Source organism: Arthrobacter sp. 05N425, from assembly GCF_056397125.1.
Genome location: NZ_JBFTMU010000004.1, coordinates 307,946 through 320,912, shown reverse-complemented (window position 1 = coordinate 320,912; position 12,967 = coordinate 307,946). Strand labels below are relative to the sequence as shown.

The window sequence follows — 12,967 nt, the reverse complement described above, 5'->3', positions numbered from 1 at the left end:
CCAGGCCCGCCGGGCAGGCCGCCCACCTGTGGCTAGCCCCGGCGGATGATCCGCCGCTGCGCGGCCACAGCGATGGCGGCCGTTCGGTTGTCCACGCCCAGCTTCCCGTAGATGTGCACCAGGTGCGTCTTCACCGTCGCCTCGGAAATGAACAGCTGCCTGGCGATGGCCCGGTTTCCCAGGCCGGTGGCCAGCAGCTCGAGCAGCTGGATCTCCCGGGCGGAAAGGGCCGGCTCGGGGTTCCGGATCCGCCCCAGCAGCCGCGCGGCTACTTCCGGCGCCAGCGCTGTCTGGCCCGCAGCGGCAGCCAGGACCGCCTGGCGGATCTGCTCCGGCGGCGCGTCCTTGAGCATGTACCCGCTCGCGCCCGCCTCCACGGCAGCAAGGATGTCCGCGTCGGAATCAAAGGTGGTGAGGATCAGCACGGGCGGCCCTGGCGTCCCGGCCTCGCCGGCTTTGATCCTGCCCGTCGCGGTGACCCCGTCCATGCCGGCGCCCATCTGCAGGTCCATGAGTACGACGTCGACGGGCTCGCCCAGGGTGCGCAGGCGCGCCAGCGCAGCCAGGGCGGCGGCTCCGTCCGCCGCTTCCGCGGCGACGGTGATGCCCTCGAAGTCCGTGAGCATGGCCCGCAGGCCGGCGCGGACGACGGGGTGGTCGTCGACGAGGAGGACGCGGATTTGGTTCACGGTTCTTCCTTCCCGAGCGGCAGCCGGATGGCCACTACCGTGCCGTCCCCGGGCGCGGATTCGAGGTCGATGGTCCCGGCCAGCGCTGCAACCCGGTCCCGCAACGATTTCAGCCCGTAGCCGGATCCGTCGGCCCGGTCCGGCACCGCAGAGGGGTCAAAGCCGTCGCCGTCGTCGAATATGTCCATGGCCACTTCGGTGCCCAAAAAGGACAGGGTTACGACGGCGGTGCGGGCGTCTGCGTGGGCCCACACGTTGGCGAGGCTGGCCTGCGCGGCGCGAAGCAGGGTGGTCCGGTACGGGTTGGGAAGTTCCGCCGGGGTTCCGTCGATTTCCAGGCGGCAGCGCAGGGCCTTGCCCCGGGCGGCCGCCTCTGTTTCGGTCTGTTCGCACAGCCGGCGCAGGCTGTCCACGAGCGGGTTTTGTTCAAGCTCGGGGGGCTGCAGGCCGCGGACAAAGTTGCGGGCCTCGGCCAGGTTGGCGGCCGCGGTTTCCTGGACGGTCCGGAGCCAGTTCCGGGCCGTCCCGGTGTCTCCGGCTTCCAGCGCCTGCTCGGCCGAGCGTCCCATCAGGATGATGCTGGAGAAGCCCTGGGCCAGGGTGTCGTGGATTTCGCGGGCCAGGCGGCTCCGTTCCGCCAGGGTTCCGGCGTCGTGCTGGCTGCGGGCAAGCTCCGCGCGGGTGCGGCGCAGTTCCTCAGCCGCGAGACGCTGATTTTCTGCCTCCGAGTACAGCGCACGGTAGGCCAGGCCGGTGACGACGGCGAATGCTGCTCCGAAACCCGGTCCGAGCAGCATCGGCAGCTGCAGGGCGTTCCCCGGACCGCCGTTGTGGAACCAAAGCGACGTGACCACCAGCAGCGTGCTGGCGGCGATTGCGGCCAGAGCCGGACCCCTGGGCAGCAGGTGCAGCTGAAGGAAGAACAGCGGGAAGGCGAGCCAGACGAAGTCTGCGCTGCCCCAGACCAGCAGCAGCCAGAGCAGGCAGACAGCAGCCAGCCACCAGGTGGAGTAGGGCCGCGGATCGAAGCGTCCCGGCCGGACCGAGTGGCGTTTCTCCAGCGCCGTGCCCGCAAGGTAAACACCGGCAAGGCACAGGACCAGGGCCAGGCTGAGCCAGCCGGCGCCGTGGATCCCGGCCGCCAGCAGCCTGACCAGCGCCACGAGTAGCAGCACGGCGAATCCCACGTGCAGGCTGACCCGCAGGACCCGCAGGATGACGGCCGCGTCCGTGGGGTTCTCCTCCGCCCCGCTGCTTCTGCCGTCCATGCTTTCAGCCTAGCGCCGGGCGGCCGCCAGTTCTCCGAAAACGGGCCGGAACCGGGGCCCGGCGGGCCAGGATCAACCTTTTGGTTGACTGCCGGACCAACCCGACGGCCGCGGCGGACCATCCCCAGGCCTGATGGCACGGCCGCCCCGCGCCGGGAGAGTGGAAGGGAGGCCAACAACCACCAGAAAAAGGACACCCATGTTTCTCGCCATCCGCGACATCCGCTTCGCCAAGGGCCGCTTCGCCCTGATGGGCGGCGTCGTCGCCCTCATCACCCTGCTGCTGGTGATGCTCTCCGGACTGACCGCCGGGCTCGGCAACCAGTCGACCTCCGCCATCGCGGGGCTGCCCGCGGACCAGCTTGTCTTCGGCGCACCCGCCGGCAGCAGCCCCGAGGCCTCCTTCACCGAATCCGAGGTCACCGGCGCCCAAGTTGCCGGCTGGTCCGACCGCGACGGCGTCAGCAAGGCCGAGCCCCTGGGCATCAGCCAGGGCCGGCTGCAGGTCCTCGGTGCCGGGGGAGTCCCGGCCGGGACGGCGAATGTGGCCGTCTTCGGCACCGGCGCCGGCAGCAGCCTCTCCCCGGCCCCGGCGGCCGAGGGCACCGTGGCCGTCGGGGCCGCTCTGGCCAAGGAGCTCGGCCTCACCGTCGGCAGCCGGGTCGCGGTGGGCGGCACCGAACTGTGGGTATCGGCCGTGGTGTCGGAGCAGTGGTACTCGCACACCGGCGTCGTCTGGACCACGCTGGCGGACTGGCGGAAGCTGGCCCACCTTGCCGGGAAGGAAGCCCTCGGCACCGTGATCGCGGTCAGCTTCGACGACGGCGCCGACGTCGATGTCGCCGCAGCCAACCAGGCCGCCGGAACAGTCAGCGCCACCCGGGAGGGCTCCTTCCAGGCGCTTGGCGCCTACCGCAGCGAGAACGGTTCGCTCATGCTCATGCAGGCATTCCTCTACGGCATCTCCGCGCTGGTGATCGTGGCCTTCCTGACCGTGTGGACTGTGCAACGCACGCGGGACATCGCTGTGCTCAAGGCCCTGGGCGGTTCCTCGAACTATGTGCTGAAGGACGCCATGGTGCAGGCCGCGGTCGTCCTCGTGGCCGGGGCAGCCGCCGGAGGCACGGCGGGTGCACTCGGCGGCCTGCTCGCCGCGCGGGCCGCCCCGTTCCTCACCACACCGCAAACCACCTTGCTGCCGATCGCCGGGATCGTCGTCCTGGGCCTCGCGGGCGCCGCGCTGGCGGTGCGGGGCATCACCCGCATCGACCCGCTGCTGGCGCTCGGCGGCAACTGAAAACCCCGGCGCACACCGCCCTTCCCCGAGCACACGAACATTCCTTGAAAGGCATATGTATGGAAACCGCACTGAAGCTCAGCAACGTCACGCTGGAATACCCAGATGGCGAGGGGGTCCTGCGGGCCCTCGACGACGTCAGCCTGGAGGTGCACCGTGGCGAATTCGTCTCGCTGGTGGGGCCCTCGGGTTCGGGAAAATCGTCGCTGCTGGCCGTGGCCGCCACCCTGGTCCGGCCCACGGCCGGGTCAGTCATCGTGGCGGACCGCGACGCCGGCGCCGTTCCGGATGCGGGGCGGACCGCACTGCGACGGGACAGCATCGGCATCATCTTCCAGCAGCCGAACCTCCTGCCGTCCCTTACCGCGGCCGAACAGCTCGTGATCGCCGCCCACCTGCGGGCCGAGCCGCTGCGCGCTGCGAGGATCAGGGCCGCGGAACTGCTGGGACGGGTGGGCCTCGGATCCGTGCTCGACAAACGCCCGCACCAGCTCTCCGGCGGCCAACGCCAGCGCGTGAACATTGCCCGTGCCCTGATGGCCGACCCCGCGGTGATGCTGGTCGACGAGCCGACGGCGGCGCTCGACCACGAGCGGAGCGCGGAGATCGTCCGGCTGCTCCGCCAGGTCACGGATGAGTTCGGCGTGGCGACCCTGATGGTCACGCACGACACCGGGATGCTTTCCTACACCGATGCCGTGGCGACGATGCGTGACGGCCGCCTTTCGGCCGCCGGAATGCTCGCGCCGGCACCCTAGGCGGGGTCGGCCGGGCCCTGACTGGCCTCTTGGCGGCCCAGCCCAGGGACCGGCATCCCGAAGATGTCTTTCAAGGCGTGCCTGGCGGCGTGGAGGCCGGGCATGCCGGTCACTCCCGGTCCGGGCGGCGTCGACGAGGAACAGAGGTACAAGCCCGGAACCGGGGTCCGCCACGGCACCGGGCTGAGCACCGGCCGGCGGAACATGCCCCGCAGGTCCATCGCCCCGGCACTGAAATCGCCGCCGACATAGTTCTCGTTGTACTCGGCGAGTCCCGCCGCCGTCGTCACGCGGCAGGCCACCACCAGCTCCCGGAAGCCGGGGGCGAAGCGTTCCAGCTGCGCGGTGACGGCCTCGCCCATGTCCACCGTGGACCCGGCCGGAACGTGGCAGTAGCTCCAGAGGATGTGCCGGCCGGCGGGGGCGCGGCCGGCATCGAAGCGGGAGGGCTGCGAGACCAGGACATACGGCCGTTCCGGGTGCCGGCCGGCGGCCACAAGGTGTTCCGCCTCGGCGGTTTCGGCCCGGGTGCCGCCCACGTGGACGGTGCCGGCGTCGGCGAGTTCCGCAGCGGCCCACGGAACCGGACCGGAGAGGATGAAATCGACCTTGCACGCGGCGTTGCCGAAGCGGAACGACTCAAGGGCGCGGGTATAGCCGGGCGGCAGGCGGTCGCCGGCAATCCGAAGCAGTCCGGGCGGTGCCACGTCCAGCAGGGTGGCCCGGACCGGAGGCAATTCCGCCAACGAGCCGATCCGCACCCCGGTCTGCACCACACCGCCGTGGGCCTCGATGTCCGCCACCATCGCCCGCGCGATGGCTGCGGATCCGCCCACCGGGATCGGCCAGCCGCCAGCGTGCCCCAGCGCACCCAGCAGCAGGCCCGCGCCGGCCGCGGGAAGCGTCGGCAGGGGGGCCACGGCATGCGCGGCGACCCCGCTGAGCAGGGCCGGAGCCAGCTCGTCCCGGAACCTCGCGCCCCACCAGCGGGTACCCTGCTCGAGGGTGCGTAGTCCGAACATGGCGGCCGCCACCGGCTGCCGCGGTATCCGCAGCAGCTGGTTCAGCGTCAGATCGGCAACGCCCTCGAGCCGGTCCACCAGCGGGGACATGAGCCGCCGGTAAGCTTCGCCGTCGCGGCCCAGGGCCGCCACCGTCCGCTCCAGCGAGCGGTAACCCAGCGCCGCCCGGCCGCCGTCAAGCGGTGCACCATGGGAGAGTTCGGGTACCTCCAGCCGGATCCGCCCGGACAACTCGAACTCGCGGAAGAAGGGCGAGGCCAGGGCCATCGGGTGCACCGCCGAGCACACGTCGTGGAAGTGTCCGGGCTCGATGAGTTCCGTGGTCCGGAGGCCGCCGCCAACGGAAGGAGCCGCCTCGTAGACGTGCACCGCGAGCCCCGCCCGGGCCATTGTCACTGCTGCGGCCAGCCCGTTGGGACCGGAACCGACGACGGCGACGTCAGGCACGGGACTCAGCGTCCGCATGGGCGCGCCGCCACGGCAGCACGGACGCTGCGGGGCGCCGCACGTCCAGCCGCAGCCAGTCGGCGGCGCCGTCGAAGGGGCCGCCGTGCGGGTCATCGGTGCCGCCGCGGCGGACGACGTCGTAGCTCGGGTCGAGGATGTCCCACACCACACGCGCCATGAGGTAGCCGGTGGCGAGCATGTGGGCGAGGACGGCAAGGACGTAGTACGGCATGTCGATGTTGTGCTGTGTGGCGCCGCCGCTGGTCACCTGGCCGAGGTACATCCAGATGGCGGCCCAGTGCAGGCCCTCAATGGACTGCCAGATCAGAAAGTCCCGCCATCTGGGCCGTGCCAGCGCCAGCAGCGGTATCAACCAGATCACGAACTGCGGCGAATACACCTTGTTGGTGAGGATGAAGGCGGCCACGATCAGGAACACCAGCTGGGCCAGCCTCGGCCTCCGCGGCGCCGCGAGGGCAAGGGCGGCGATCAGCACGCAGGCGAATAGGAAGAGGTTGAGGGCCAGGCCGTTGATGACCTCGGCTTCCAGCGGCTTCCAGCCCAGGCGTCCGGCCACCAGGTTGTAGGCGAACCAGGGTGAGCTGTAGCCCGCCGGGCGTGATTCGGTGAACTGGTAAAAGTACTTCCAGCCGGCCGGGTCGCCCGCGGCGGCCGGGATGTTTACGGCCAGCCAGGTCGCGACGGCGGCGCCGGCGGTGACCAGGAAGGCGCGAATCTTGCCGGTGCGGAGCGCCAGCAGCAGGACCGCGCCCAGGATCAGCAGCGGGTAGAGCTTGGTCGCGGTGCCCAAGCCAATGAATAGGCCGGCAAGAAGCAGCTTGTTCCTGGAGAAGAAGTACATGCCCAGCGCCAGCAGCGCGACGGCCCACATGTCCCAGTTGATGAAGCCGGCGAGGACGATGCCCGGGGCCAGGGCCACCATGGCGGCGTCCCAGGACCGGCGTCGGGCGGTGCGGGCGGTGGCCAGCACGGTGACGATCCAGACGGCGGCGATCAGGGTCGCGTTGACGTCGAAGTAGGCCAGGACGCGGGAATTGCTGACGCCCTCACCGGGAACCAGGAGTGCAGTGGCGCCGGCGATGAAGCCCATCAGCACGGGATATTCGAAGAAGCTGCCTGCGGTGACAAAAGGGAAAGCCCCGTCGCCCAGACCGCGGTTCTTGAACAGCTCGGGGAAGTCCGAGTAGCAGGTCGCGTAGAACTGGCCGGGGGATTCCCAGCCCTTGCTGCGGCAGTACCCCTTCAGCAGCAGCCCCACCAGGGCGGCCAGGACGGTGAGCAGGACGAGGACCCGTTCCACGGTGAAGAGCCCGGGGGAGACGACGCCGGGGGCCGTGCGGCGGCCGAGCGGGCCACCGATGAGTTCGGTGAAATTCCGCAGCAGCAGGTCGCTGCGGCTTGGGACTACCAGTCGGGTCCGCTTGCGGTTCTCCGGCGGCATTGTCTCCTGCATGCCTCGAGCTTACCGGGGCCGCCGTACTGTGCGGCGGCAGGACCCGGATGCAAGTCCGTGGATGGCCACGGCGGCAAGAACGGCGGTTAAATGGGGGAGCCCACGCGTCGCCGCGTGGGCTCCTTGCGGATCGGTTCCGATGCTTGTCATCAGCGGATCAGTCCCATCTGGTGCATGGCGAGGAAGATGTCTTCGCGCCGCTGCTCAAGCAGCTGGGCGTTGAACTGCGTCTTGTCCTTGCGCACCGGGTGCGAGTTGAAGATCAGTACGTCCTGCAGTTTTCGGATCATGGTGGTCACCTCCCCTCGGAAGTCATGGTGGAGACGTTGGTTCCGCGGGCCCCGACGGGTGGCGGCGCGGGCGGTGGAGCTCGTTGCGATAGTCACGGTTGACCTTTCGTTGCTTTCGGAAATGGAAAGTAATTGGGCATGACAATTAAGGCCCCTGAAAATGGAAGAATAAGACCCTAATTAGGCAAAGAAATGCCCGGTATTAATTGAGGGATTCCGCAAAGCGGAAGAATGGCCCCTGGACGCATGGCGCCGCAACCCCAACAAGAAGCTGGGTTCCGAACTATGGGGATGTTGCGCAACCGCGTGGTTCCGCTGGGTCAGACCGTTCCGTACAGGCCACCCCGGAGGGATGGACCTGGCAATCCTTCTGCGCCGGCTTCAGGCCGGGAGCGCGGAAATCAGCAGGCGGGCAGTCCGACTTTCGGGCGCGCGGCAGCGACAGAGGCCGGGGTGGCGGTGAAGGTGTACATCCATCCGCTAGTCAAAGTAATCATTTTCCCAACCTCCTTTTCTGTTCTGCCGTGGCTCCGGCTGACTGGCCGGGCGACGCGCGCCGTGACCCCGGCAAGTCGCTCTGGGGTCAGGAATAAAAATACATCATGAATGTGCCCGTTGGCCACCGAATTCATAAAGATTCTGCAAAAACTTTTCCAAGCGGGGTTTTATAGTCCCCATCTGACGACGGCGGGTGTCTTTTTGTCCCAGCCAAGCGTGCAGACTTTCGCGGTTCCAAGCACAAAGTGCCGGCCCTCGTGGGCGTCGAGTCCCAGCCAGCGGGCGGTAAGGATCCGGGAGAAGTGTCCGTGCGCCACGATCAGCACATTGTCCAGGCCGGACTCGAGCACGCGGGCCACGATCTTGTCAGCGCGGGCGGCGACGTCGTCGAGGGACTCCCCGTTGGGAACCCCGTGGGTCCAGATCAGGTAGTCGGGATTGTCCTTGCGGATCAGGTCGGAACTGATGCCCTCGTACTCGCCATAGTCCCACTCCACGGCCAGTGGCTCCTGCTGGGCATCCGGGAATCCCGCGAGTTCCGCGGTCCGTCGTGCCCGGCGGAGCGGCGAGGTCAGGACGAGGTCGAAGTCGACGGCGTCGAGCACCTTCCGCGCCTCCACGGCCTGTTGCTCGCCTTCCACCGTGAGCGGAAGGTCGGTCAGGCCGGTGTACTGCCCGCTCTTGGACCACTCCGTTTCGCCGTGGCGCAGGATCCAGAGCTGCGGGCGGGGGGCGTTGGAAGGTGCAATCACTTAGGACTCCTCTGTTGGGGAAACGTCGACGGCGGCAGCTTCCGGCTGCGCCGCCCACCATTCGTGCAGCTTGGCTTCGGCCACGGCTGGCTCCAGCGGTCCGTGTTCCATCCGTTCCTCCAGCAGGAACTTGTAGGCCCGCCCCACCACGGGCCCCGGTTTGAGCCCCAGCAGCGCCATGATCCGGCCGCCGTCGAGGTCGGGGCGCACGGCCTCGAGGGACTCCTGCTCGCGCAGGGCGGCGATGCGCGCCTCAAGGTCGTCGTAGGCGAAGGCGAGCCTCTCGGCCTTGCGCTGGTTGCGGGTGGTCACGTCCGAGCGGGTCAGCCGGTGCAGGCGCTCCAGCAGCGGGCCGGCGTCGGTGACGTAGCGGCGGACCGCCGAGTCGCTCCAGCCCGCATCGCCGTAGCCGTAGAAGCGCATGTGCAACTCCACCAGCTTGGCCACAGCCTTGATGGTGTCGTTGTCGAAGCGGAGCGCCTTCATCCGCTTCGAGGTGAGTTTGGACCCCACCATGTCGTGATGGCGGAAGCTCACCGCGCCGCCGGGCTCGAAGCGGCGCGTGGCGGGCTTCCCGACGTCGTGCATGAGGGCAGCGAACCGCAACACGAAGTCAGGGCCGGGCACCGGCCCGTCAGCCTCCGATTCCAGCGCCGCGGCCTGTTCCAGGACCTGCAGGGAGTGTTGGTACACGTCCTTGTGGCGGTGGTGCTCATCGGATTCGAGGCGCAGTGCGGAGACCTCGGGCAGCACGAACTCCGCCAGCCCCGTCTCCACCAGCAGGTCCACGCCGGTCCGGGGCCGGGCGGCGCAGATGAGCTTGACCAGTTCGTCCCGCACGCGCTCGGCGGAGATGATCTTGATCCGCTCGGCCATTTTCGTCATCGCCTGGCGCACGTCCGGGTGCACGCTCACGCCCAGCTGGGCGGCGAAGCGGGCGGCGCGCATCATCCGCAGCGGGTCATCGGAGAAGGAGTCCTCCGGCGAGCCGGGAGTCGCGAGCGTGGAGGAGTGCAGGTCCCGGACGCCGCCGAAGGGATCCACCAGCTCCAGCGTCGGCAGCCGCAGGGCCATGGCGTTGATGGTGAAGTCGCGGCGCAGCAGGTCATCGGTGAGCGAGGATCCAAACGCCACCACGGGCTTGCGCGATTCCGGATCGTAGGCCTCCGCGCGGTAGGTGGTGATCTCGATCTGGAACCCGGCTTTGCGCATGCCGATCGTCCCGAAGGCGCGCCCGATCTCCCAGTAGTTGTCCGCCCACTTCTTGATCAGTGCAACCGTCTGGTCCGGCGTCGCGTCCGTGGTGAAGTCCAGGTCCGGCGAGACCCGGCCTAGGAAGAGATCGCGGACGGGTCCGCCCACCAGGGAGAGTTCGTGACCGGCGTCGACAAAGCGCTGCCCAAGCTCGAGGACCACCGGATCTACCTGGAAATCGACAGTGTGGGAGTCAGTCTGGTGATGTGCGTGCGCCATAGTCTCTTAAGCTTGTCAGAAATCCCGGCCAGCACCACACCATGGCGGTCCCCGATCCGCCGGTGGCCACGGTGCGAAGAGGCGGATGCGTCAATCCAGTTTTCCGCCCGGCCACTTTCCTGTCATGTTTAGGTCATCAAGTCCGGGCAAGAGTCGTTAGAGTGGACTTCATGGCCCATCCCGTACCGAGCGCTCCCGGCAGGAGGACAAACGCACCGTTGCCATCGGCAATCGGTGCCAACGTCGCGCCTGCGCAGCACCCGGGACAGGCTTCCCTGCCGACCGTCGAGGAAATCTCCGCCGGCGGCGTCGTGGTGGACACCTCCGACGCCGAGTTGCGGGTCGCCATCATCGCGCGCCTCAACCGGGGCGGCCGCCTCGAATGGTGCCTGCCGAAGGGCCACCCGGAGGGCAAGGAAAGCAACGAGGAAGCCGCGGTTCGTGAAATTGCGGAGGAAACCGGGATCGAGGGCAAGATCCTCGCACCGCTCGGCAGCATCGATTACTGGTTTACCGTCAGCGGGCACCGCGTCCACAAGACCGTCCATCACTATCTGCTGCAGTCCACCGGCGGGGAACTGACGATCGAGAACGATCCGGACCAGGAAGCCGTGGACGTCGCTTGGGTCCCCATCCACGAGCTCGCCCGCAAGCTCTCCTTTCCGAATGAGCGCCGCATCGCGGACCTCGCCCGGGAAGTCCTGCCCGAACACCGCTAAGGCTTCCGGCTGCGGCCTCTCCGCGCCGGACCACCGGCGGCCGGACGGCCGGCAACCCGCGCCGCCCGGGAGGCCGGATTACGCACAAAGGCGCGCCCGGGTGAGACGATGAAGATAATGTCTGCCGCCAAGCCCCATTCCGAAAAGTCCGTCACCTCCGGTCCTGCCGCCCCTCAGGCCGCCCACGCCGGAGAGGCGCGGTCCAGCGCCGTCATGGCCGCCGGAACCTTGGTTTCGCGTTTCCTGGGCTTCGGCAAGACCTGGATGCTGGGAGCCGCCCTGGGCCTCGGCTCCACGGTCACCGACACCTTCATCAACGCCAACAACCTGCCAAACCTGATCTTCCTGCTGGTGGCCGGCGGGGTGTTCAATGCCGTCCTGGTGCCGCAGATCATCAAGGCCAGCAAGGCGCCGGACCGCGGGGCGGACTACATCAGCCGCCTGCTGACCCTGGCCGTTGTCGTGCTGCTTTCCCTGACGCTGCTGGTGACCCTCCTTGCGCCGTGGGTGATTGAACTGACCACACAGGGCTATTCGCCGCAGCAGAAGTCGCTGGCTGTGGCCTTTGCGTTCTGGTGCCTTCCGCAGATCTTCTTCTACGGCCTGTACGCCCTGCTCACCCAGGTACTCAACGCCAACGGCGCCTTCGGTCCGGCCATGTGGGCGCCGATCCTGAACAATATTGTCGCGATTGCCGGCCTGGGCATGTTCATCGGAATCCTTGGCGCCAACGAAATAAATCCGCACACGCTCGACAACTGGGGCTCTTTCCAGACCTTCCTGGTGGCGGGGTTCTCCACGATTGGCGTGGTGGCGCAGACCGCTATCCTGCTGGTCCCGGTCTTCCGGCTGCGGCTGGGCCTGCGGCCGCGTTTCGGCTGGCGCGGGGTGGGCCTGGGCCAGGCAGCGAAACTGAGTGTGTGGACGCTGGCCACCGCGGCCGCGGGGCAGCTGGCGTTCCTCTATGTCATGCGCATCGCCACGATCCCGGGTGCCGAGCGGCTCCGGCTGGAACGCGCGGGGGACCACGCCACGGCGGCAACCCTGCCCGGCAACGCCGTGCTCGAAGTGGCCAGCCAGCTTTACCTGCTCCCGCACTCCATCATTGCGCTCTCGCTGGCCACGGTGCTGTTCAACCGCATGACCCGCGCCTCCCAGGACGGCAACCGGGCCGAGCTCCGGCGGGCCTTGTCCCATGGCCTGCGCACCATGGCCGTCGCCACGGTCTTCGGCGCACTGGCGCTCTTCGCCCTCGCGGGACCGCTGGGCATGTTCTTCTCGGGCGGCCACAAACAGGACGGCGTCATGCTGGCCCAGACGCTCACCATCCTGGCGCTCAGCACCCCGTTCATGAGCGCGAACTTCATGATGTCCAGGGTGTTCTACGCGAACGAGGATGCGCGGACCCCGTTCTTCATCCAGCTGGTGCTGGCCCTGGTCAACGTGGTGTCGGCGTTCTTCATCCAGTTCCTGCCCTTTGACCAGATCATCTTCGCGATCGCGGTTCTCTACACCGGCGGCAACATCCTCTCGGTCATGGTCAGCGCCTTCTTCCTGCGCCGGCTCCTCGGGCACCTCGACGGTCCGCGTGTGGCCAGCTCCTATATCCGCATGGGCTACGCCGCGCTCGGCTCGGCCATCGCCGGCGCTGGCGCCCTGTGGCTGATGGGCAGCTACCAGGCCGACGGCTTCGCCTGGAGCAGCCGGCCCGCAGCCCTGGTGACGGTCGTCGTCGTCGGGCCCGTCATGCTGGCCGTCTACTTTGTCCTGCTGAAAGTCCTCCGGGTTACGGAACTGCAGGACCTGCTGCAGCCGCTGCTGGGCCGCCTGCGGCGCACTCCCGCCGCCCCCGGCCCGGAAACCGCGCCGGAGCTTGGAGCCGAAGCGGGCGCCGGTGAAGCCGTCGCGCGCGAAGTTCCGGCACCGCCCCGCCCGGCGCCGGAACGCGCCACCACATCGGTGGATACCGGCCTGATTCCCCGGATCTCGGGCGAATTCGACGCCGCCTCCTTCCGTGCCGGCCCCGACCTGGGTAGCGGGGATGTCCGGGGCTGGGCGGCCGACGGCGGTTACCTTCCCGAGGAGGAACTCCCCGGCACCGCCCAGGGCAGCCAGGGCCGTGCCGAAATTCCGCTGCCGGGGCGCCGGACCTACCAGGGCCAGGCCGGTCACAACCCTTACTTCCCGTTCGACCGGCGAAGGAAGAAATGACGCCTTTCATGCGCCCGGCGCCGGGATCACGCGGCGCGGACACTGCATCGGCTAGGATCGAAGACTAAC

At 68.6% G+C, this 12,967-nt stretch carries 11 protein-coding genes; 4 read left to right on the top strand and 7 right to left on the bottom strand.

Features of this window, described 5'->3' with window-relative positions; translation table 11 throughout:
• Positions 1 to 32: 32 nt before the first annotated feature.
• Both AC1DGE_RS09140 and AC1DGE_RS09135 read right to left on the bottom strand, forming a co-directional pair.
• Entirely contained in the window at positions 33 to 689 is a 657-nt protein-coding gene (locus AC1DGE_RS09140) for a response regulator (RefSeq protein ID WP_476909572.1), read from the bottom strand.
• Positions 686 to 1,957 (bottom strand): sensor histidine kinase, encoded by a 1,272-nt coding sequence (locus AC1DGE_RS09135; protein WP_476917308.1) that lies wholly within the window; start codon positions 1,955 to 1,957, stop codon positions 686 to 688. Before AC1DGE_RS09135 ends, AC1DGE_RS09140 begins: the two co-directional genes overlap by 4 nt.
• A gap of 199 nt (positions 1,958 to 2,156) precedes the next feature.
• Here AC1DGE_RS09135 and AC1DGE_RS09130 point away from each other — a divergent pair, with 199 nt between their 5' ends.
• The gene (locus AC1DGE_RS09130; protein ID WP_476917307.1) at positions 2,157 to 3,254 is read left to right on the top strand and encodes an ABC transporter permease; all 1,098 of its coding nucleotides are present in this window, start codon (positions 2,157 to 2,159) and stop codon (positions 3,252 to 3,254) included.
• Positions 3,255 to 3,313: 59 nt separating this feature from the next.
• Positions 3,314 to 4,012, top strand: a complete 699-nt coding sequence (locus AC1DGE_RS09125; RefSeq protein ID WP_476909574.1) for an ABC transporter ATP-binding protein — start codon at positions 3,314 to 3,316, stop codon at positions 4,010 to 4,012.
• On the opposite strand, the gene AC1DGE_RS09120 is transcribed toward AC1DGE_RS09125, so the two are convergent.
• The 5 genes from AC1DGE_RS09120 to AC1DGE_RS09100 all read right to left on the bottom strand — a co-directional run bounded on the left by AC1DGE_RS09120 (position 4,009) and on the right by AC1DGE_RS09100 (position 9,968).
• Positions 4,009 to 5,481: a phytoene desaturase family protein gene (locus AC1DGE_RS09120; protein ID WP_476909575.1), complete on the bottom strand. Its 1,473-nt coding sequence runs from the start codon at positions 5,479 to 5,481 to the stop codon at positions 4,009 to 4,011. The two genes, AC1DGE_RS09125 and AC1DGE_RS09120, sit on opposite strands and share 4 nt — an antisense overlap.
• Positions 5,474 to 6,955 (bottom strand): glycosyltransferase family 87 protein, encoded by a 1,482-nt coding sequence (locus tag AC1DGE_RS09115; RefSeq protein WP_476909576.1) that lies wholly within the window; start codon positions 6,953 to 6,955, stop codon positions 5,474 to 5,476. The genes AC1DGE_RS09120 and AC1DGE_RS09115 overlap by 8 nt, the downstream gene beginning before the upstream one ends.
• A gap of 149 nt (positions 6,956 to 7,104) precedes the next feature.
• Positions 7,105 to 7,245, bottom strand: a complete 141-nt coding sequence (locus AC1DGE_RS09110) for a hypothetical protein (RefSeq protein WP_441419147.1) — start codon at positions 7,243 to 7,245, stop codon at positions 7,105 to 7,107.
• A gap of 665 nt (positions 7,246 to 7,910) precedes the next feature.
• Positions 7,911 to 8,495 (bottom strand): histidine phosphatase family protein, encoded by a 585-nt coding sequence (locus tag AC1DGE_RS09105; RefSeq protein ID WP_441419146.1) that lies wholly within the window; start codon positions 8,493 to 8,495, stop codon positions 7,911 to 7,913.
• Positions 8,496 to 9,968 carry a CCA tRNA nucleotidyltransferase gene (locus AC1DGE_RS09100; protein ID WP_441419145.1) on the bottom strand — a complete coding sequence of 491 codons (1,473 nt, stop codon included), beginning with the start codon at positions 9,966 to 9,968 and terminating at the stop codon, positions 8,496 to 8,498. It abuts the gene before it with no gap.
• A 170-nt stretch (positions 9,969 to 10,138) separates the two neighbouring features.
• On the opposite strand from AC1DGE_RS09100, the gene AC1DGE_RS09095 reads away from it, so the two are divergent.
• Both AC1DGE_RS09095 and murJ read left to right on the top strand, forming a co-directional pair.
• Positions 10,139 to 10,687 carry an NUDIX hydrolase gene (locus tag AC1DGE_RS09095; RefSeq protein ID WP_441419144.1) on the top strand — a complete coding sequence of 183 codons (549 nt, stop codon included), beginning with the start codon at positions 10,139 to 10,141 and terminating at the stop codon, positions 10,685 to 10,687.
• Between the two features lie 117 nt (positions 10,688 to 10,804).
• Entirely contained in the window at positions 10,805 to 12,898 is a 2,094-nt protein-coding gene (gene murJ, locus AC1DGE_RS09090) for a murein biosynthesis integral membrane protein MurJ (RefSeq protein ID WP_441419181.1), read from the top strand.
• Positions 12,899 to 12,967 lie beyond the last annotated feature (69 nt).

Excerpts from the sequence above, each read along its gene's own strand:
- AC1DGE_RS09095 (WP_441419144.1), top strand. The coding sequence starts at position 10,139 with ATGGCCCATCCCGTACCGAGCGCTCCCGGCAGGAGGACAAACGCACCG.
- AC1DGE_RS09115 (WP_476909576.1), bottom strand. The coding sequence starts at position 6,955 with ATGCAGGAGACAATGCCGCCGGAGAACCGCAAGCGGACCCGACTGGTA.
- AC1DGE_RS09135 (WP_476917308.1), bottom strand. The coding sequence starts at position 1,957 with ATGGACGGCAGAAGCAGCGGGGCGGAGGAGAACCCCACGGACGCGGCC.
- AC1DGE_RS09125 (WP_476909574.1), top strand. The coding sequence starts at position 3,314 with ATGGAAACCGCACTGAAGCTCAGCAACGTCACGCTGGAATACCCAGAT.
- AC1DGE_RS09100 (WP_441419145.1), bottom strand. The coding sequence starts at position 9,968 with ATGGCGCACGCACATCACCAGACTGACTCCCACACTGTCGATTTCCAG.
- AC1DGE_RS09110 (WP_441419147.1), bottom strand. The coding sequence starts at position 7,245 with ATGATCCGAAAACTGCAGGACGTACTGATCTTCAACTCGCACCCGGTG.
- AC1DGE_RS09130 (WP_476917307.1), top strand. The coding sequence starts at position 2,157 with ATGTTTCTCGCCATCCGCGACATCCGCTTCGCCAAGGGCCGCTTCGCC.
- murJ (WP_441419181.1), top strand. The coding sequence starts at position 10,805 with ATGTCTGCCGCCAAGCCCCATTCCGAAAAGTCCGTCACCTCCGGTCCT.